This is a genomic window from Pseudomonas sp. R1-6, from assembly GCF_051132115.1.
GTDB lineage: Bacteria > Pseudomonadota > Gammaproteobacteria > Pseudomonadales > Pseudomonadaceae > Aquipseudomonas.
Window position 1 is genome coordinate 2,911,566 of record NZ_CP071662.1, and the last position, 21,022, is coordinate 2,932,587.

Genomic DNA, 21,022 nt, shown 5'->3' on the forward strand with positions numbered 1-21,022 from the left:
TGGTTGGGGAACGAATGGCTGGACCAGCGCGCGCGGGTGTCCCAGGGTCTGTTTGAAATGTGTTCGCGCGAAGGCCAGCCCCGTTTCAACGCTGTATGGGTGAGTGCGGATACATTTCGTACAGAGCCTAGACGCTTTCCGGAACATCCACTTGCAACGCCACCACCCGCCTCGCCACCGGCCCCACCGACGTGGCCGTCGCGGCTTCGACCAGAGCATCCACGGCTTCTTCGGCCAGGGTGGTCACCGGGTGGGAGAGCACCGCCTGGACCAATCCGGTTTTCAACGCCTCCCGGGTCAGCGGCGTCAGGTCATGGCACACCACGACGGGCAGGCGCAGCTGTTGCTGCTGGAGGCTGCGCAGGGCCCGCAATACCCCGGCGATGCCGCCGCCGGCTACGTAAAGCCCTGCCAGGTCGGGTTCTGCCGTAAGCAGGTCGACGGTGTTGCCATAGGCAAACTCGTCGTCCTCCAGGGTCAGGCGCGAGGCGAGCAGCTCCCATTCGCCGGTTTGCTCCGCCAAGTAGCTGCGAAAGCTCAATTCGCACAATTCCTGGCATTGGAAACGCTGGCTGCTGAGCATGACCGCCGCTGGCCCGGGCTGCCTGGCGAGGCGGCTGATGAACCAACCGGCGGTGCGTCCCGTGAGGCGATTGTCGAGGCCGGCGTAACCAGTGCCGGCGCCGCTGGACAGTTCCGAGAGCAGCGCCACGACCGATATGCCTGTCGCGCGCAATTGGGCCACCGCCTCACGCACCTTGGGGTGATCGACCGCCACCACGCCAAGGCCGTCCACCTGGTCACGCAAGGCGAGGATGCGTTGGGCCACGTTGACCGGATCAAGGTCGTCCAGGTAACCAATGACCACGCGAATCCGCGCTCGCGTGCAGGTGGCGGCGGCGTTTGACAGGGCGTGGGCCAGCCCCTGATAGAACGGCACCCCGCTTTTCTGCAACAGGAACCCCAGACGCAGGGTGGGACGGTCGTTGAGCACACGCTGCTCGATCACCCCCTTGGCATGGAAGCCCAAGCGCCCCGCCGCTGCCGCGATGCGCTGGGCGGTATCGGCACGCACGTCGGCGCGCAGGTTCAGCACCCGGTCCACCGTCGACAGGCTCACACCGGCTTCCCGGGCGACATCGGCCATGGTGGGGCGCAATTTTCGGCGTGGCTGCTTTGACATGTCTTGACACCTCTTTTCGCCATCATGAGGGGTTCTGACACATTAAGCCATCTCCCCATGGCCCGCTCCGCAACGAGGCAATAGCATCAGCCCAAGACAAAAACAACAACACAGCCGGAGTGCTTCAAATGGCGATCCACATCTGCACGGCGCCTTGCTGCTGGGGCGTCGATGACATCAAGAACGCGTTTCTGCCACCGTGGCGACGGGTGCTGCGCGAAGCCGCCGATGCGGGCTATCGCGGCATCGAGCTGGGGCCCTATGGTTATCTGCCGCTGGAGGCGGAAATCCTCAATCCAGCACTGTCGGAGCACGGCCTGCACATCGTCGCGGGAACGATTTTCGATGACTTGGTAAACCCAGCCAATCTGCCCGAACTGTTGCGCCAGACCCACTCCATCTGCGGCTCGCTCAAACAACTGCCGCCCTTCAAACCCCAGCCCGGCCAGCGCTTCGGCGGGCCCTACCTGGTGATCATCGACTGGGGCCACGACGAACGCGATTACGCGGCCGGCCATTCGGACCGCGCGCCACGCCTGGACGACGCGCACTGGAACGCGATGATGGCGCATATCCGCGCCATCGCCGCCCTCGCCTGGGAGACCTATGGCATCCGCGCCGTCATCCATCCTCACGCGGGCGGCTACATCGAATTCGCCGATGAGCTGGCGCGGCTGGTGGATGACATCCCCCACGACATTGCCGGGTTGTGCCTGGACACCGGGCACCTTTACTACGCCGGCATGGACCCGCTCGCATCGCTGCGCACCTACGCCCATCGCCTGGATTACCTGCACTTCAAAGACATAGACCCGGCGGTCTTCGACCAAGTGCTGAACGAGCGCATCCGCTTCTTCGCCGCCTGTGCCCGGGGCGTGATGTGCCCGATAGGACGCGGTGCCATCGACTACCCGGCCCTGCATGGCCTGCTGCGTGAGCTCGGCTACCAAGGCGCGATTACCGTCGAACAGGAACGCGACCCGCGCAACGCCGCCACCAGCCTGGACGACGTGGCGGCCAGCCGCGCCTATCTAGCCGGCATCGGCTTCTGACCAAACGAGGACAACACTTATGATCAATGGCAGCAAAACCCTTGGACGGCCCCTGCGCTGGGCCATGGTCGGCGGCGGCGAGCACAGCCAGATCGGTTACATCCACCGCTCGGCCGCCCTGCGGGATCGCAACTTCGAACTGGTCGCCGGCGCGCTGGACATCGATCCGGGCCGTGGCCAGGCCTTCGGCGAAGCGTTGGGGATCGACCCGGCGCGCTGTTATCCGGACTACCTGAGCTTGTTCGAGCTGGAAGCACAGCGGCCCGACGGCATCGAGGCGGTGTCGATCGCCACCCCCAACGGCACGCACTACGCCATCACCCGCGCCGCCCTGGAAGCCGGCTTGCATGTGGTTTGCGAGAAACCGCTGTGCTTCACCCTCGACGAAGCCGAGGCGTTGCGGACCCTGGCCAGGTCCCGGGGCCGTATCGTCGGCCTGACCTACGGCTACGCCGGGCACCAGTTGATCGAACAGGCGCGGGCAATGATTGCAGCCAAGGAGCTGGGGGAGATCCGCATGGTGCATATGCAGTTCGCCCACGGTTTTCACAGCGCGCCGGTAGAGGCTCAGAGCCAGGCGACGCAATGGCGCGTCGACCCGCGCCAGGCCGGGCCCAGTTATGTGCTGGGGGATGTCGGTACGCATCCGTTGTATCTGTCCAAGGTGATGCTGCCCGAGCTCAAGATCAAGCGCTTGATGTGCAGCCGGCAGAGCTTCGTCGCCAGCCGCGCGCCGCTGGAGGACAACGCCTACACCTTGATGGAGTACGAAAGCGGCGCGATGGGCATGGTCTGGTCCAGCGCGGTGAATGCCGGTTCCATGCACGGCCAGAAAATCCGCGTGATCGGGTCCCGGGCGAGCCTGGAATGGTGGGATGAGCGCCCCAACCAGCTCAGTTTCGAGATCCAGGGCCAGCCCGCGCAAACCCTGGAGCGCGGCATGGGCTATCTGCACGACGACGCCTTGCTGGACGACCGCATCGGTGGCGGTCATCCCGAAGGGCTGTTCGAGGCCTGGTCCAATCTCTATCGCCGCTTCGCCCTCGCCATGGACGCCGCCAACCGTGGCGACGCCCAAATGCTGGCCGCGCTGCGCTATCCCGACATCGACGCCGGCGTGGACGGCGTGCGCTGGGTGGAGCGCTGCGTGGAATCGGCCAACAACGATTCAACCTGGATCGCCTATTAACCTGCTGCCACAGGTAACCAATGTTGATCAACGGAGAACAACAATGAAAATCGCCCTCGATCCCTACATGCACCGCCACCTGAGCCTGCCGGACCTGTGCCGCAAGACCGCCGAGCTCGGCTACCAATACCTGGAACTGTCGCCGCGTGAAGATTTCCTGCCGTGGTGGGTTCGCCCTCGCGCCCACAAGGAACGCATCACCGAATTCAAGAAAGCCCTGCGCGACCATGACCTGCAACTGGCGTCGCTGCTGCCGATGTACCGCTGGGCCAGCCCCCACGAGGACGAACGCCGGGCGGCGGTGAACTACTGGAAGGAAGCGATCCAGGTTGCCGTGGAGATGGGGTGTACGACGATGAACTCGGAGTTTGGTCGCGGGCCGTCGCCCGATCGCGGGCACAAGGTCAGCTGCTGTGGCGGCATGCACAGTCATGAGTCGAGCGAAGCGGCCTGGTGGCGCTCGATGGAAGAGCTGGTGCCGATTCTCGAATCCGAAGGCGTAACCCTCAACGTCGAGCCGCATCCGGAGGACTGGTGCGAGACCCTTCAGCCGGCCCTGGACATGCTCAAGACCGTCGGTTCAGACAACGTGAAGTTTTTGTACTGTGCCCCCCACACGTTCTACTTCGGCGATGACATGCAAGCCATGATCGCTGAAGCCGGGTCGATGATCACCCATGTCCACATTGCCGACACCTACAACCACAAGGCCTCGTCCGGCCTGCGCTATATCGTCAACCCACCCGGAGCCAAGGTGACGGTGCATCAGCACATGGACATGCACCAGGGCGAGATCGACTGGGACCTGTTCTTTGGCGAACTGGCGAAGACCGGCTTCGACGGCATCGTCACGGCGTGTGTGTTCGGCTGGGAGGAACGGGCCGATGAATCCGGGCGTTTCATGCGCCAGGAGATCCAGTCCTACGTCGACAAATACTTCAGGTAACTCAGACCTGTCACGGTAGCAACGGCACGATCCGCGGCTCGATCCCCTGCTCGCTGACCTCCAGCAACGCCAGCGTCACCGGCAGCTTGAACCGCCGCCGGCCGGCGCTGCCGGGGTTGAGGTAGAGCCGCTCGCCACGCCAGTCGATCAGCGGCTTGTGGGAATGGCCGGTGATCACCACCCTTACAGCTGGATCGAGCGTCGCCGGCACATCGGCGATGTCATGGACCAACAGCACCTGGCACCCGCCCAGATCGAATTGCAACTGATCGGCGATCTGTCCCGCCCAGTCGGCCTCCAGGTCGTTGTTCCCACGTACCACGTACAGCTCGCCGATGGATGCCAGGGCTTCCAGGATCTGGTGGCTGCCGATATCACCGGCATGAATGATCCTCTCGCAGCCTTGCAGCGCGTCCAACGCTTCGGGGCGCAGCAAGCCGTGGGTGTCGGATATGACGCCAACTTTCATGAACCTTCCCCTTGTGCCGTGTGTCGTCGGCTGTATAGGCCTCGTCGCAGTTAGCTAACGTGCTGAAATGGAATAGGATAGGCTGTGCGCTGCAAGCGCACGGACCCGTCGTGTAGAAGGATAAGCCAATGCTCGGACGCAAACAGCCAGAGCCCAGGATTGAAAGCCCCGATCAAGCGTTCCCGCAGGCTGTGCGAGCCGGGGCGGCGTTTCGGCTGACGGTCAGTTTCATGCTCGTGGTCGTCATGGCCTTCCTGGCCGTCGAGGGCTGGCGCACATGGCGCGATTATCGCGCGGCCTTCGCTTCCGCCCGCGACTCGGTCACCAACCTGGCGAGGGCGACCGCCCAACACGCCGAAGACGCCATCCGCCAAGTGGACGTGCTCACCGCCGCCCTTGCCGAACGAGTGGAAGGCGACGGGCTGCAAAACATGGACATTGCGCGTATCCACAAGCTGCTCATCCAGCAAGCCGCGATCATGCCGCAACTGCACGGCTTGTTTATCTACGGCCCGGACGGTCAATGGCTGGCGACAGACAAGGACGTGATACCGGAAATGGCGAACAACGCCGATCGAGACTACTTCCAGTACCACCGCACCCACCAGGACCGTGGCGTGCGTATCGGCGAAGTGATCAAGAGTCGTTCCACCGACGACTTGATCATTCCTGTCTCGCGCCGCTTGAACAACCCCGACGGCTCTTTCGCCGGCGTGATGCTCGGGACCGTCAAGGTCAGCTATTTCGTCGACTATTACGGTGACTTCAAGATCGACGACAAAGGCGCGCTGGTCCTGGCATTGCGCAGTGGCACGATCCTGGTACGACGGCCCTTCGTCGCCTCGGTGATCGGCAAGAGCCTGGTCAACAGCGTGATCTTCCGTGAGCACCTGCCAACCTCCAACCAGGGCGTGGCCGAAGCCCGGGCGGTCGTCGACGACACCGAACGCTTGTACGGCTACCGGGCCCTGACCACCTACCCGCTGGTGGTGGAAGCCGGTTTGTCCCGCGAATCGATCGTCGCCCCGTGGCGCCGGGACTTGTTCAAGACCAGCCTGGTCCTGATATTCCTGATCGCCATCCTGGTGGGTTTCGGGCTCATCGTGTTGAGCCAGCTGCGCTACCGCATGACCATGGAAAAGCAGATCCGCAGCGCCCACCAGGCCATGCGGGACATGGCCCTGACCGACAGCCTGACCGGCCTGGGCAACCGTCGGCGGCTAGACAGCGCCCTGGCCGATGAGCTGCGCCTGGCCAAGCGCCAGGGTTCGTCCCTGGCCCTGATCATGCTCGACGTCGACTACTTCAAACGCTTCAACGACAAGTACGGCCATGCCGCCGGCGACGACTGCCTGCGGGCGATTGCCAGCGCGATCGGGCAGACGATCAAGCGGCCCGGGGACCTGGCGGTCCGCTACGGCGGCGAGGAATTCACGGTGTTGCTGCCCAATACCGACAGCACTGGCGCCGCCCAGGTCGCGCAACAAATCCTCGAAGCCGTCAGGGCCCTGAACATCGAGCATGGCGATCATCCCCTGGGCATCGTCACCATCAGCGCGGGCATCAACACCTGCCAGCCGAGCAACGAGGACGTGAGCCCCGCCATGTTGATCAAGGCCGCCGACGCGTTCCTGTACCTGGCGAAGAACACCGGGCGCAACCGCTGGTGCAGCATCGGCGCCGCCCAGGGCTGACCGCGTATCGGCTCATTTCCCCCGACACAGGCTTGCACAGGTGCCGATCCGGCGCCTGGCGGCTACAATGCGCGCTTCGACCGTGACCAGCCTGACTAAAAAAACATGTCCTTGCCTAAACATCATCTGGAATTGCTCAGCCCCGCCCGCGACGTGACCATCGCCCGCGAGGCGATCCTGCATGGCGCCGACGCCGTGTACATCGGTGGCCCGAGTTTCGGTGCGCGTCACAACGCCTGCAACGAGGTGAGCGATATCGCCGGGCTGGTGGAGTTCGCCCATCGCTACCATGCCCGGGTGTTCACCACGATCAACACGATCTTGCATGACAACGAGCTGGAGCCGGCCCGCCAGTTGATCCATCAGCTCTACGATGCCGGCGTCGATGCCCTGATCGTCCAGGACCTGGGCGTGATGGAACTGGACATTCCGCCGATCGAGCTGCACGCCAGCACCCAGACCGACATTCGCACACTCGCCCGGGCGAAATTCCTCGACCAAGCCGGTTTCTCGCAGCTGGTGTTGGCCCGCGAGCTGAACCTGCAGGAAATCCGCGCCATCGCCGACGAGACCGACGCGGCCATTGAGTTCTTCATTCACGGCGCGTTATGCGTGGCGTTTTCCGGCCAGTGCAACATCTCCCACGCGCAAAACGGCCGCAGCGCCAACCGTGGCGATTGCTCCCAGGCCTGCCGCCTGCCCTACACCCTCAAGGATGATCAAGGCCGGGTGGTCGCCTACGAAAAGCACCTGTTGTCGATGAAAGACAACAACCAGAGCGCCAACATCCGCGCCCTGGTTGAAGCTGGCGTGCGCTCGTTCAAGATCGAAGGCCGCTACAAGGATGCGGCCTATGTGAAGAACATCACCGCCTACTATCGCCAGCGCCTGGACGATGTCCTCGAAGACCGCCCGGACCTGGCCCGCGCTTCCAGTGGCCGCATCGCGCACTTCTTCGTGCCGGACCCGGACAAGACCTTCCACCGTGGCAGCACCGACTACTTCGTCAGCGAGCGCAAGATCGATATCGGCGCCTTCGACTCCCCCACGTTCACCGGCGTGCCGGTGGGCGTGGTGGAGAAAGTCGGCAAGCGCGACCTGCACGTGGTGACGTCTGATCCGTTGTCCAACGGCGACGGCCTGAACGTGCTGGTCAAGCGCGAAGTGGTGGGTTTCCGGGCCAACATCGCCGAGCCCAAGGGCGAGTTCCTCGATGACGAAGGCCAGAAGCGCTACCGCTACCGCGTCGAGCCCAACGAGATGCCCGCCGGCATGTATCAGTTGCGGCCCAACCATCCGCTAAGCCGCAACCTGGACCACAACTGGCAGCAAGCTTTGCTCAAGACCTCCGCCGAGCGTCGCGTAGGCTTGGCCTGGGTCGCGCAGTTGCGCGAAGAGCGTCTGGAGCTGACCGCCACCAGCGAAGAAGGCATCAGCGCCAGCGTTGCCCTCGACGGTCCTTTCGGCCTGGCGAACAAGCCAGAACAAGCCCTGGAGCAGTTGCAGGACCTGCTCGGCCAACTGGGCACCACCGAGTACCACGCCACGTCGATCAAGCTGGACGCGCCCCAGGCGTTTTTCATTCCCAACTCCCAGCTCAAGGCACTGCGCCGCGAGGTGATCGAAGCCCTGACCACGGCGCGCGTCGCGGCGCATCCACGGGGCGGGCGCAAGGCTGAAACCACGCCGCCACCGGTGTACCCGGAGTCGCACCTGTCGTTTTTGGCCAACGTCTACAACCAGAAGGCCCGGGACTTCTACCACCGCCACGGCGTCAAGCTGATCGACGCGGCGTTCGAGGCCCACGAGGAAACCGGCGAAGTACCGGTGATGATCACCAAGCATTGCCTGCGTTTTTCGTTCAACCTCTGCCCCAAGCAAGCCAAGGGCGTCACCGGCGTGCGCACCAAGGTCGCGCCGATGCAGCTGATTCACGGCGATGAAGTGCTGACCTTGAAGTTCGATTGCAAACCCTGCGAGATGCATGTGGTCGGCAAGATCAAGGGGCATATCCTCGACCTGCCATTGCCGGGCAGCACGGCTCAGCCAGTGGTGGGGCATATCAGCCCGGAAGATCTGCTCAAGACGATTCCGCGCGGGACGCATTGACTCCAGTCACCACCGAACCCTGTGGGAACGGGCTTGCTCGCTCCCACAGGGGATTTTTCATTTCTGCGCCGTTTGCGCTTTTTCCGGCGACATATTCCGTTCTTAGGGCTCCCCCAACCGGCGCTCATGGTGCTAGGTTGTAAGTGATTGTTTCACCAAACGACACTTTTCCCTTGCAAAGGAATGCCCTCACCATGAACTTCCCGTTCAAGCGCCTGGCTATTGCCACCCTCGTCCTGTCCACCCTCTCGTCCTACTCGATATCCGCCAACGCCAACATCACCGCGCAACAGAGCGCGGACTTCGTCAAGACCTACGCCGATACCTCGGTCAGCGATTTCCGCCAGTTCCTGGCGAGCGTCGCCAAGAGTGAGCTGGCCGAATCCGCGAATCTCGGCCCGGCCATCGATGCCTTCCAAGGCAACAAAACCCTGTCGGCGGAACAACAGAACGAAATCCATCGGCTGCTCGGTATCTACGCCCGGGTGAAGTATGGCAAGGCCGCCACCGAGACCTTGCGCCAGTTGGTGGAAATCCCGACCTTTCGCAAGGACGGCGTGGCCCAGCATGAAAACCCCGAGTTTCTCAAGATCGCCGACAAGATCAAAAGCCTGGCCAACGACTTCAACCTGAACTTCCGCAACATCGACAACCGCGTCTATGAGATTTCACTCGAAGGCAGCGGTGACGAAGTCGTGGGCATTCACGCCCATGCCGACGTGGTGCCGGTGACGCCGGAAAACTGGGTGCTCAAGGACGGCACCAGGCTCGATCCGTTCAAGGTCACGCTGGTGGGCGATCGCATGTACGGTCGAGGCACCGAGGATGACAAGAACGCCATCGTCGTGGCGCTCTACGCCATGAAGATCATCAAGGACGAAAAACTGCCGCTGGCGCGCCACTTCAAGCTGCTGGTGGACACGACCGAAGAAACCACCGGCGACGCCATCCCCTACTATTTCGAGCGCAACCCGACGCCCAATTACAACCTGGCGCTCGATGGCAGCTACCCAGTGGTGATCGCCGAGAAAGGCTACGGCACGGTCATGGCGAACTTCCCTCGCCGGGCGGGCGAAGGCAAAGGCGCTGAAGTCGTTGCAATGACCGGCGGCATGGCGACCAACCAGATCCCGTCAACTTCAGTCGCGACATTCACCACCGACAAACCCGCCGAACTGGCCGCCAGCCTGCTCAAGGCCGGCACCGACTACGCCAAAGCCAATGGCGGCGACTTTGAAGTAAGGAGCGAAGGGGCCGATAAAACCGTCAAGCTGACCTTTACCGGCGTATCCGCCCATTCCTCCGAGCCCGAGTCAGGCGTCAACCCGGTCGCCAGGATGCTGGCCTTCATTAATGGCCTGGATGGCAAGGTCGCGCTCAAGCACAACCACATCACCGACGCCGCGCGTTACGCCACCGACAACTGGGGCCTGGATTACCTGGGCAACAAACTGGGCATCGGCTTTTCCGACGCGTTCATGGGCCCGCTGACCGCCTCGCTCACCTACGTCGGGATGGACGACAAGAGCTTCAAGCTCGCCGTGAACCTGCGGGTGCCCGTGGGCAAGCCGACGGACACGCTGAAGGCTGAGATCAACGACAAGCTCTCCGCGTGGGCCAAGAAGTCCGGGGTTGTCGTGACCTTCGACAACACTATCGACGAACCCATGTACCGTAACCCCGAGGGCGAATGGGTCAAGGCACTGCTGGCCGTCGCCACCGAGAACCTGGGCATGGAGCACAAGTTTGGCACGTCTGCCGGGGCCACGTCGGTCCATGACTTGCCCAACGGCGTGCAGTTCGGCCTGGCCATGCCCGACGTCAAGTACACCGGCCACAACGACAACGAGTTCAAGACCGTGGAGCAGTTTCTGCTGGACCTACAGGTCGTGACCGAAATGATGGGGCGGATCGGGCAGTTGCCGAAGCTCTAGGAAACGGCGCGCTCCCGGTGACGAGGGAGCTTGCTCTCGCTGGATTGCGCAGCGACCCCAACGGGCCAAACGCCATCAACCTGACCTACCGCGGCGACTGTTCCGGGGGCTGCTGTGCAGCCCAGCGGGAGCAAGCTCCCTCGCCACAAAGGGGTGCGGTGCATAGGGCACGAACAGGTTCCTCCCGTCCTGCGCAGCGCTTCGCCCCTCTCCCTCCTGCGCAGTAAATTTTTTCGCACGCAAACGATCTAGCCCGGTCGCATACTCGTCCATGCCGGGATGCAGTCCGCTCCCACCGCCCGTAACGCACCGACAACCACAAGGAATCCCCGATGCCCCAACGCTCCGCCCCTGCTTTGACCGCTGGCACCGGTTTCGTCCGGGTGCGTGGCGCCCGCGAACACAATCTCAAGAACGTTGACGTGGACATTCCTCGCGATGCCCTGGTGGTGTTCACCGGCGTGTCGGGTTCCGGCAAATCCTCGCTGGCCTTCTCCACGCTTTACGCCGAAGCCCAGCGTCGTTATTTCGAGTCCGTTGCACCTTATGCCAGGCGCCTGATCGACCAGGTCGGCGTGCCGGACGTAGGCAGCATCGAAGGCCTGCCGCCGGCGGTCGCCTTGCAACAACAGCGCGGCACGCCCAGCGCGCGCTCCTCGGTGGGCAGCGTCACCACCTTGTCGAGCCTGATCCGCATGCTTTACTCCCGCGCCGGCAGCTACCCGGCCGACCAACCGATGCTCTATGCCGAGGACTTTTCGCCCAACACGCCCCAGGGCGCGTGTCCGCAATGCCACGGCCTGGGCCGGGTTTACGAAGTGACCGAAGCCACCATGGTCCCCGACCCTTCGCTGACCATCCGCGAACGCGCGGTAGCCGCCTGGCCCATGGCATGGCAAGGGCAGAACCTGCGGGACATCCTCGTGACACTCGGCTATGACGTCGACATTCCCTGGCGCGACCTGCCGAAGAAGCAACGCGACTGGATCCTCTTCACGGAAGAGACCCCCACCGTCCCGGTGTACGCCGGGCTCACCCCGGCCCAGACCCGCGACGCCCTCAAGCGCAAACTCGAGCCCAGCTACCAGGGCACGTTCAGCGGGGCCCGGCGCTACCTGTTGCACACCTTCATGCATTCGCAAAGCGCGCAGATGCGCAAGCGGGTGGCGCAATATATGCGCGCCAGCCCCTGCCGGGTCTGCGAAGGCAAGCGCCTCAAGCGCGAGGCGCTGACCGTTACCTTTGCCGGGCTGGACATCGCCGAGCTGTCCAACCTGTCATTGCTGGAATTGGCCGAGGTGCTCAAGGCCGTCGCGGCGCCGGATTATCTGGAGCAGCCCGAAGAATCGGGCGATGTCCTGACCCATCGCCAGACGCGCGAGGCTCGTGAGCAGCGCGCCGCCAGGGGCGACAACCCGCACGCTGGCGGGCCGGACGCGCGCCACACGCCCAATCTGTCCCTGGAAAAGCGCCTGGCCGCCCAGCGCATTGCCGCCGAACTGCTGGAGCGCATCGTCACGCTGATCGACCTGGGCCTCGGCTATCTGGCCCTGGAGCGCAGCACGCCGACGCTTTCCTCCGGTGAACTGCAACGCCTGCGCCTGGCGACCCAGCTCAACTCCCAATTGTTCGGGGTGATCTATGTGCTGGACGAACCTTCCGCCGGCCTTCACCCGGCCGACAGTGAGGCGCTTTTTGGCGCCTTGCAACGGTTGAAAGCAGCAGGAAACTCGGTGTTTGTGGTCGAGCACGACCTGGACACCATGCGCCGCGCCGACTGGCTGATCGACGTGGGCCCCGACGCGGGCGAGCAAGGCGGCAGGGTCCTTTACAGTGGCCCGCCCGAAGGCCTTGGGCAAGTGCCCGAATCCCGCACCCGCGCCTACTTGTTCGCCGAAGAACGGGCCATTGCGCGCCATCCGCGCCCACCCAAGGACTGGCTGCGGCTGGACGGCATCACCCGCAACAATCTCGACAACCTGAGCGTGGGTTTTCCCCTGGGCTGCTTCACGGCTGTCACCGGCATTTCCGGTTCGGGCAAATCCAGCCTGGTCAGCCAGGCCCTGCTGGATCTGGTCGGCGCCCACCTGGGCCAGCCCGGCGCCAACGCCGATGGCGAAGAGCAAAGCCTGGAAGACGAACCGGTGCTGGCCAGCGGCGGCCAGGTCACCGCCGGGCTCGAGGGGGTCAAGCGACTGGTTCAGGTCGACCAGAAACCCATCGGCCGCACGCCACGCTCCAACCTCGCCACCTATACCGGGCTGTTCGACCATGTGCGCAAGCTCTTCGCCGCGACGGAGCAGGCACAAGCGCTCGGTTTCGATGCCGGACGGTTCTCCTTCAACGTCGCCAAGGGCCGTTGCGAAACCTGTGAGGGGGAAGGTTTCGTCAGCGTGGAATTATTATTCATGCCCAGCGTGTACGCCCCCTGTCCGACCTGCCATGGCGCCCGCTACAACCCACAGACCCTGGAAGTGACCTGGCAAGGCCTGGACATCTCCCAAGTGCTGCAATTGACGGTGAACCAGGCCCTGGAGGTCTTCGCCGAGCAACCGCCAGCCAGGCGTTCGCTCCAGGTACTCAAAGACATCGGCCTGGGCTATCTGCGCCTGGGCCAACCGGCCACCGAACTGTCCGGCGGCGAGGCCCAGCGGATCAAGCTGGCGACGGAACTGCAACGCAAGGCCCGAGGCGCGACGCTTTACGTGCTGGATGAACCGACCAACGGCCTGCACCCCCAGGACGTGGACCGCTTGCTGGTGCAGCTCAATCGACTGGTGGATGAAGGGCATACGGTGGTCGTGGTGGAACATGACATGCGCGTGGTAGCGCAAAGCGACTGGGTCATCGACATCGGGCCAGGGGCCGGGACTCAGGGAGGCAAAGTCGTGGTGTGCGGCGCGCCGCAGGTGGTGGCGAATTGCGGGGAGAGCCGCACGGCGCCGTTTCTCAAGAAGGTCTTGGAGTGAATGTTCACCTTGGCCAAGGCACTGCAAGCCGCACCACCCTTTCATTGTGGGAGCGAGCTTGCTCGCGATGGCGTCGGATCAGTTGCATCAAAGGTAACGGGTACACCGCTATCGCGATCGAACTCCCACAGCTCTGATACGGCGCTCAAAAGCGTCAATTAAATGTTACACATCAAACCAACCCACAACCGTTTATCAGTTTTTTGACACTCCGCCGATATGCGGACGCAACTTTTTCACTTACTCCGGTCATAACTCCGTGGTCGCTGATGGAATATTGGCAGATACCGAGGTTCTTAACCTGATACGGAGATAAGTCCATGATTTTCAACGTACAAAATTTTGGCGCCAAAGGAGATGGCGTCACTGACGACACGGCGGCCATTCAAAGTGCAATTGATGCGGCAGCTGCCGCGGGCGGGGGCCAGGTGTACATGCCGACGGGCACTTACATCGTGTCAGGGGGCGAGGAACCCTCCGACGGCTGCCTGATGCTCAAGAGCAACGTTTACCTGTACGGCGACGGCATGGGCGACACCACGGTGAAATTGGTCGATGGCTCCGATGCCAAGATCACCGGCATCATCCGCTCAGCCTATGGCGAAGAAACCCATGATTTCGGGGTCAGCAACCTCACCATCGACGGCAACCGCGACGCCACCACCGGCAAGGTGGACGGCTGGTTCAACGGGTATATCCCCGGCGAAGAAGGCTACGACTCAAACGTCACCCTCGACAGCGTCGAGATCAAGGATTGCTCCGGGTATGGCTTCGACCCCCACGAGCAAACCGTCAACATGGTTATCAAGAACAGCGTGTCCCACGGCAACGGCCTGGACGGATTCGTCGCCGACTTCCTCAGCGACAGCACCTTCGAAAACAACGTTGCCTACGACAACGACCGCCACGGTTTCAACGTTGTCACCAGTACCCACGATTTCACCATGACCAACAACGTCGCTTACAACAACGGCGGCAACGGCATCGTGGTGCAGCGCGGCAGTGAAGACATCCCCTCCCCCAGCAACATCACCATCACCGGTGGCGAGATGTACGGCAACGGCGCTGAAGGCGTGCTGATCAAGCTGTCCAGCGACGTAACCGTGACCGGGGTGGACATCCATGACAACAACGGCGCCGGTGTCCGCATCTATGGCAGCAACCATGTCGAGGTACTGGACAACACGCTGAACAACAACGCGCTGGGCAGCGCGGTGCCGGAAGTGATCATTCAGTCCTACGACGATACGCTCGGGGTGTCCGGCAAGTACTTCAACGGCAGCGACAACCTGATCCAGGGCAACATCATCAGCGGCAGCAACCTGTCCACCTACGGCGTCGCCGAGCGCAACGAAGACGGCACCGATCGCAACGCCATCATCGCCAACACCATCAGCCACACCAGCAAGGGCGCCACGCTGGTCTATGGCGATGGCAGCTACGTCAGCGCCACGGTGCCGATGACCACCGTGCAGGGTACGGCCGGCAACGACACACTCACCGGCACCAGCGCCAGCGAGATCTTCTTTGGGGCGGCGGGCAACGACACCATCAACGGCGCGGCCGGAAGCGACATTCTGGTGGGCGGCGCGGGCGTCGACAAACTCACCGGCGGCACGGGCGCCGATACGTTCCGTTTCACCAGCCAGTCCGACAGCTACCGCAACGCAACGGCGAGCTTCGACGACACCATCACCGACTTCGACGTGACCCAGGACAAGATCGACCTCGCCGATCTCGGCTTCACCGGCCTGGGCAATGGCCGTGGCGGCACCCTGCAGGTCAGCTACAACGCCAGCAGCAACCGCACCTACATCAAGGACTACGACGCCGATGCCAGCGGCAATCGCTTCGAGCTGATTCTCTCAGGCAACCTGGCGAGTACCTTGACGGCAGATAACTTCATCTTCAACCGGGTGATCACCGGCACCACCGGCAGCGACTCGTTGCAGGGCAGCGATGCGGCGGACACCCTGCTCGGCCTGGCGGGCAACGACAGCCTCAGTGGTGGCGCGGGCGCCGACAAGCTCGACGGCGGCGCGGGCATGGACACCCTCACCGGCGGCGCCGGGGCAGACACCTTTGTGTTTGCCAACCGACTCGACAGCTACCGCAACTACAACACCGGCGGCGCGAATCTGGGTGACCTGATCACCGACTTCGACATCGCCGCCGACAAGATCGACCTTTCCGCCATGGGCTTCACCGGCCTTGGCGACGGCAAGAACAACACCGTCTACCTGGTGCTCAACAGCGCCGGCACCAAGACCTACATCAAGTCCCTGGAGGCAGACGCCAACGGCAATCGATTCGAGGTAGCGCTGGACGGCAACTACCTCAATAAGCTGACCAATGCCAATTTCGTCTTCGCCACGTCCTCGCCCACCAACCAGGCGCCGGTAGTAGCCACGCCATTGCTGGATCAGAACGCAACCGAAAAGACACCTTTCAATTATGTGGTCCCGGCCACCAGCTTCAACGATCCGGACAATGACAGCCTCAGCTACACCGCCAAGCTGGCCGACGGCAGCGCCCTGCCCAGCTGGCTGATGTTCAATGCCGCCACGCGCACCTTCAGCGGCACGCCTCCCGACACGGCGTCGGGCACTTACTCGATCCAGGTCACCGCAACCGATGGCAGCAACGCCACCGTCAGCGACAGCTTTACCCTGGCCGTGCAAGACGTGCCCTCGTCCGTGGTGATCAACGGCACGCCGAACAACGACACCTTGACCGGCACCGTCGCCAACGAGCAGATTTTCGGCGGTGCGGGCAACGACACCCTCAATGGCGCCGCCGGCAACGATGTCCTGGTGGGCGGCACCGGCGTGGACAAACTGACCGGTGGTACGGGCGCCGACGTATTCCGCTATACGTCCAAGCTCGACAGCTACCGCACCAGTTCCACCAGCGCCAGTGACCAGATCCTCGATTTCGACGTGGCCGCCGACAAGATCGACGTCGCGGCTCTCGGTTATACGGGCCTGGGCAACGGGCTCAATGGCACGCTGCAAGTCACTTACAGTGCATCGACCAACCGCACCTACCTCAAGGACCTCACGGTCGATGCCAACGGCAACCGCTTCGAAATCTCGATGGCCGGCAACCTGGTCAGCAGCCTGACCGCCAATCATTTTGTCTTTGCCGACCAGAACACTCCGACGAACGTCGCGCCGGTGGTGGTCATCCCCCTTCTGGACCAGAACGCCAGCGAAAGCACGCCGTTCAAATACACCGTGGCCAGCAACAGCTTCAGCGACGCCAACCAGGATGTGCTGACCTACACCGCGACCCTCGCCAACGGCAACGCCCTGCCTTCGTGGCTGACGTTCAACGCCGCCAACCTGACGTTCAGCGGCACGCCCACCACCGCCGCTGCTGGTAACTACGACGTGCTGGTCAAGGCCACCGACCCCTCGGGCGCCTCGGTCAGCGACAACTTCGCCCTGGTGGTCGCCGATGCGCCGGCCAACACCATCACCGGTACCGCCAACGCCGAAAGCCTCAACGGCACGGCAGGCGCCGACCTGATCCTCGGCCTCGGCGGCAACGACACCATAAAGGCCGGCACCGGCGCGGACATCATCGACGGCGGCGCCGGACGCGACTCGTTGTATGGCGGCGACGGCGCCGACACGTTCCGCTACAACAACCTGGCCGACAGCTACCGGGATTACGACACCGGCGGCGTGACCGCCACGGACACGATCTACGACTTCACCGTTGGCGTGGACAAGATCGACGTCTCCGGGCTGGGCTTCCTTGGCCTGGGCGACGGCAACAACGGCACGCTCTACATGACCCTGAACGCGGCGGGCGACAAGACCTACGTCAAATCCAGCCAGGCCGACGCCGATGGCAATCGCTTCGAAATCGCCCTGAACGGCAACTACCTCAACACCCTCACCGCCGACGATTTCGTCTTTGGCGAACGCGCCCAGCAAGACATCCTCTACCTGCCGACTCTTGGCCAATCCAACGCGCGCCTGCTGCGCATGAGCGAAGACGACGATCAATCCGGCACCTCGATGCTGGTCAACGATCTGAGCAAGTACACCACCTACGACGTACGCAGCCAGTTCGACGATGCCGATGGCAACGGCATTGACATCGCCGTCGGCGGCAGCACGGTCAACGGCTTGTCGACGCTGGGCGCCGAGGAGCTGAAGTTGTGCTGGTGGCTGACCGATACCAATCAACCGGGGCCGGCGCTGTTGCGCGCCGTGACGTTGCTGCGTGACCAGCTCACCGAACTGAAGTCCATCGATAACGTAACCATGGGCATCATCTGGGGCCAAGGCGAAGAAGCCGCCCAGGAAATCGCCCGCTCCACGGACAAGGCGGCAGCAGCGGCAGCCTACAAAGCGGCGACATTGAAGGTATTCGATTACCTGCACAGCCAATTCGGCAACTTCAACGTGTACATCATGGAGACCGGCCACTACGAGCAGGACGCCGCGCGCGCCCGTGGTTACCCGGAGGATAAGATCGCCGACATCGTCGAGGGTGTGGGCTACGTTCGCGCCGTCCAGGAAGCCATCGCCGCCGAGCGTGCCGATGTGAAACTGGCGGTGGACCCCAACGACCTGCCCTTGCGTTATGAAGTGGACCCGCTGGTCTATCCCGACGACGTCTGGCACCTGCACGAGGAATCAGCGGAAATCGTCGGCCAGCGCCTGGCCGACTACATCGCCGATGACCTCGGTTTCCAGGGCAACCCCAACGACAACAACAGCGTGCAGGACATTTTCGACGGCGCGCAGAATGAGGGCGGGATGATTTCCGGCACCGACCAGGACGATACGCTGGTGGGCAGCTCGGGCAACGATACTCTGAACGGCGACCTGGGCGCCGACACGTTGACCGGTGGCGATGGCAACGATATCTACGTCGTCGACAACGCGTTCGACAGCGTCGTGGAAACCAACACCTCGACCGCGCAGATCGATACGGTACAGGCTTCGGTCAGTTGGACACTGGGCGCCAACCTGGAAAACCTGGTGCTGACCGGCGTTTCGGACATCGACGGCACCGGTAACGATCGGCGAAATTTCATCACCGGCAACGTCGCCAACAACGTGCTCAATGGCGCTGCGGGAGCCGACAGCATGAGCGGTGGCGACGGCGACGATACCTACTATGTCGACAATGCCAGCGATACCATCATCGAGAAAAGCAGCAATCCGGTGACCGGCGGCATCGACAGCGTCCACAGTAGCCTCGCCGCCTACACCTTGGGCAACAACGTGGAGAACCTCTACGTCGACAGCCCCGGCGTCGCTAACGGGACGGGTAACGCGCTGGCCAACACCTTGTTCGCCGGTGCCGGCGACAACATCCTCGACGGGCGTGATGGTAACGACACCGTGTCCTACGACCGAGCCCTGGCCGGGGTCACCGTGAACCTCTCGACCTCTGCCCAGCAAAACACCGTGGGCTCCGGGCTGGACACCTTGAAGTTCATCGAAAACCTGACCGGTAGCGCCTACACCGACACATTGTCGGGCAACAGCGCTGGAAACATCCTCGACGGCGGTGCCGGCAACGATACCCTGGTGGGCGGGTCGGGCGATGATCGGCTGATCGGCGGTGCGGGCACCGATAACCTCACCGGCGGCACCGGCGCGGACACCTATGCGTTTGGCGCGCTGTCTGACATGGGCGTCGGGGCGGCACGGGACGTGATCAACGGCTTCAAGAGCACGGAGATGGACAAGCTGGACTTCACCGGCCTGGACGCCAACCCGCTGACCGCCAACCTCGATGCGTTCACCTTCATTGGTAGCAACGCCTTTGACACCACCAACGCCACCGGCCAATTGCGCTTTGTCGACGGCATCCTCTACGGCAGCGTCGACTCCGACGCCACCGCCGAGTTCGAACTCTCTCTGGTGGGCGTCAAGGAGCTGCATGCCAGCGACTTCACTGCCTGATTGAGCTTATAGGGGCTGCTTTGCAGCCCTTGTACTCTCCTGCTTTGTGGCGAGGGAGCAAGCTCCCGCTGGGCCGCGTAGCGGCCCTAAAAAGGCAAGACGGAATTTGCCTGACACACCGCAGTAATTTGCTTTGGGACCGCTTCGCGGCCCAGCGGGAGCAAGCTCCCTCGCCACCACAGCGCCAGGACTTCAGAACAGACTTTGCACCTGCTCCAGCACCGCACGGTTCATCTGGCCGGTGTGGGTGTGCAGGCTTACGTAGCTTTGGAGCATGTCGAGCTTGGTGTCGAGCAGGTCCCGGCGCGCCTGGAACAGCCGTTGCTGGGCGTCGAGGATGTCGACCGTCGAGCGCACGCCGCCCTGGAAGCCTTTTTCCGTCGACGTCAGCGCGCGCTGATTGGACTCCACCGCCCGTAGCATGGCCCTGCTCTTGGCGAACCCCGCCACCACGCCCAGGTAATCGGTCTCGATGGACTCAGCCAGCTCCTGACGCTGCACGTCATAGTCGGACTGGGCGCCGGCCAGTTGTGCCTCGGCCTTGGCCACCGAAGCGCGCACCGCGCCGCCGCGATACAAGGGGATGTCCAGCTGCACACCGACGTAATAGGTGTCCTGGCGCGGGTCGAGCTCTTGGTACTGGCGGGTTTCCCGGCGCGTCAACTGCGTGGTCAACGACAACGTCGGGTAATGCCCGGCGCGCTGGCTGTCGGCCTGGGCCTCGGCGACTTTCACCGCCGCCAGCCGCGCGGCCAGTTCGGGGCTGGCCTCGCGGGCGATTGCCGTCCAGTACGGCAAATCCTGCTCCGGCGGGATGGGGCTGCCGGCAGGCAATTCTTCGCGCATCGGCTGGATGTCCTCGATGGGCACACTCGCCCGCCCCGACAGTGCCCGCAGCGCGGCCACGCGACGGGCCTGGGCTTCGGTTTCCTGGGCCTCCACCAGATCGAGCCGGGCCTGGGCCTCGTCGATGTCGGTGATTGCCCCCTGGCCGCCTTCATAGAGCTTTTTGCTTTGGATGACCAAGCCACGAATGGCGGTCTTCTGCTGGGCGATCAACTTCAATTCATTCTCGGCCCGGGCCACATCGAAATAGCCCTTGGCGACCCGGTCGAACAAGGCTTGGCCGGCCACGTCGAATTGTTGGCTACCGAGCACGCCGCGGGCCTTGCCTTCCTGATAAGCCGCCCAGCGCCCCTTGTCATACAGCGGCTGTTGCGCCGCCAGCGTCACGCTGTTCGCCTGGTAGTCGTTGCTGTTCACATAACTGCTGTCGTCGCCGCCATCGGTACGCCCGCCATACCCATACCGCGAGGACAGCGAGACCTGCGGATAAAGCCCGCCACGCCCAATCGCTTCTTCCTGCCGGGACGCGTCGTAGGCGTGGGTCGCGGTCTGCAAGGTCGGGTCATTGAGCCGCGAGGCATCGTAGGCGGCAGTCAGGCTCAGCCCGCCCTCCGCCGCCCAGGCGGGGCCGATCACCGCCCAACTGGTGTACAGGCTCAACAGCACACGGACGCCGTAACGGCAACGGTCGGTCATGC

Annotated in this window: 11 protein-coding genes; 8 read left to right on the forward strand and 3 right to left on the reverse strand. The window is 63.3% G+C overall.

The genetic code is table 11. From position 1 onward, the window contains the following. Positions 1–127 precede the first annotated feature (127 nt). Complete coding sequence (locus tag J3P81_RS13220) at positions 128–1,183, reverse strand: LacI family DNA-binding transcriptional regulator (RefSeq protein ID WP_420763823.1); 1,056 nt, start codon at positions 1,181–1,183, stop codon at positions 128–130. Positions 1,184–1,311: 128 nt separating this feature from the next. Here J3P81_RS13220 and J3P81_RS13225 point away from each other — a divergent pair, with 128 nt between their 5' ends. Genes J3P81_RS13225 through J3P81_RS13235 form a run of 3 tightly spaced genes read left to right on the forward strand, consistent with a single transcriptional unit; the run spans position 1,312 to position 4,370 of the window. Further along, complete coding sequence (locus J3P81_RS13225; protein WP_434558984.1) at positions 1,312–2,235, forward strand: TIM barrel protein; 924 nt, start codon at positions 1,312–1,314, stop codon at positions 2,233–2,235. 19 nt (positions 2,236–2,254) lie between these two features. Then, on the forward strand, positions 2,255–3,424 hold the full coding sequence (locus J3P81_RS13230) for a Gfo/Idh/MocA family protein (protein WP_434558986.1): 1,170 nt from the start codon (positions 2,255–2,257) through the stop codon (positions 3,422–3,424). A gap of 43 nt (positions 3,425–3,467) precedes the next feature. After that, positions 3,468–4,370, forward strand: coding sequence for a sugar phosphate isomerase/epimerase family protein (locus J3P81_RS13235; RefSeq protein WP_434558988.1), 903 nt, complete (start codon positions 3,468–3,470; stop codon positions 4,368–4,370). A gap of 10 nt (positions 4,371–4,380) precedes the next feature. Here the strand turns inward: J3P81_RS13235 and J3P81_RS13240 are convergent, their stop codons facing one another. Beyond that, on the reverse strand, positions 4,381–4,839 hold the full coding sequence (locus J3P81_RS13240; protein WP_434558990.1) for a metallophosphoesterase family protein: 459 nt from the start codon (positions 4,837–4,839) through the stop codon (positions 4,381–4,383). Between the two features lie 128 nt (positions 4,840–4,967). On the opposite strand from J3P81_RS13240, the gene J3P81_RS13245 reads away from it, so the two are divergent. From J3P81_RS13245 to J3P81_RS13265, 5 genes are all read left to right on the forward strand, one after another. Then, a complete protein-coding gene (locus J3P81_RS13245) occupies positions 4,968–6,533 on the forward strand; it encodes a sensor domain-containing diguanylate cyclase (RefSeq protein WP_434558992.1) in 1,566 nt (521 codons plus the stop codon). 105 nt (positions 6,534–6,638) lie between these two features. Beyond that, a complete protein-coding gene (locus J3P81_RS13250) occupies positions 6,639–8,642 on the forward strand; it encodes a peptidase U32 family protein (RefSeq protein WP_420763817.1) in 2,004 nt (667 codons plus the stop codon). Positions 8,643–8,836: 194 nt separating this feature from the next. Continuing rightward, positions 8,837–10,576: a dipeptidase gene (locus J3P81_RS13255; RefSeq protein WP_434558994.1), complete on the forward strand. Its 1,740-nt coding sequence runs from the start codon at positions 8,837–8,839 to the stop codon at positions 10,574–10,576. 332 nt (positions 10,577–10,908) lie between these two features. After that, on the forward strand, positions 10,909–13,545 hold the full coding sequence (locus J3P81_RS13260; RefSeq protein ID WP_434558996.1) for an excinuclease ABC subunit A: 2,637 nt from the start codon (positions 10,909–10,911) through the stop codon (positions 13,543–13,545). 320 nt (positions 13,546–13,865) lie between these two features. After that, positions 13,866–19,478: a putative Ig domain-containing protein gene (locus tag J3P81_RS13265; protein ID WP_434558998.1), complete on the forward strand. Its 5,613-nt coding sequence runs from the start codon at positions 13,866–13,868 to the stop codon at positions 19,476–19,478. A 192-nt stretch (positions 19,479–19,670) separates the two neighbouring features. On the opposite strand, the gene J3P81_RS13270 is transcribed toward J3P81_RS13265, so the two are convergent. Then, the gene (locus tag J3P81_RS13270; RefSeq protein WP_420763813.1) at positions 19,671–21,020 is read right to left on the reverse strand and encodes a TolC family outer membrane protein; all 1,350 of its coding nucleotides are present in this window, start codon (positions 21,018–21,020) and stop codon (positions 19,671–19,673) included. Positions 21,021–21,022 lie beyond the last annotated feature (2 nt).

What these genes read in the sequence shown, in the direction of transcription:
- J3P81_RS13240 (WP_434558990.1), bottom strand. Translation starts at nt 4,839, where the DNA reads ATGAAAGTTGGCGTCATATCCGACACCCACGGCTTGCTGCGCCCCGAA.
- J3P81_RS13245 (WP_434558992.1), top strand. Translation starts at nt 4,968, where the DNA reads ATGCTCGGACGCAAACAGCCAGAGCCCAGGATTGAAAGCCCCGATCAA.
- J3P81_RS13265 (WP_434558998.1), top strand. Translation starts at nt 13,866, where the DNA reads ATGATTTTCAACGTACAAAATTTTGGCGCCAAAGGAGATGGCGTCACT.
- J3P81_RS13230 (WP_434558986.1), top strand. Translation starts at nt 2,255, where the DNA reads ATGATCAATGGCAGCAAAACCCTTGGACGGCCCCTGCGCTGGGCCATG.
- J3P81_RS13225 (WP_434558984.1), top strand. Translation starts at nt 1,312, where the DNA reads ATGGCGATCCACATCTGCACGGCGCCTTGCTGCTGGGGCGTCGATGAC.
- J3P81_RS13235 (WP_434558988.1), top strand. Translation starts at nt 3,468, where the DNA reads ATGAAAATCGCCCTCGATCCCTACATGCACCGCCACCTGAGCCTGCCG.
- J3P81_RS13220 (WP_420763823.1), bottom strand. Translation starts at nt 1,183, where the DNA reads ATGTCAAAGCAGCCACGCCGAAAATTGCGCCCCACCATGGCCGATGTC.
- J3P81_RS13250 (WP_420763817.1), top strand. Translation starts at nt 6,639, where the DNA reads ATGTCCTTGCCTAAACATCATCTGGAATTGCTCAGCCCCGCCCGCGAC.
- J3P81_RS13270 (WP_420763813.1), bottom strand. Translation starts at nt 21,020, where the DNA reads ATGACCGACCGTTGCCGTTACGGCGTCCGTGTGCTGTTGAGCCTGTAC.
- J3P81_RS13260 (WP_434558996.1), top strand. Translation starts at nt 10,909, where the DNA reads ATGCCCCAACGCTCCGCCCCTGCTTTGACCGCTGGCACCGGTTTCGTC.
- J3P81_RS13255 (WP_434558994.1), top strand. Translation starts at nt 8,837, where the DNA reads ATGAACTTCCCGTTCAAGCGCCTGGCTATTGCCACCCTCGTCCTGTCC.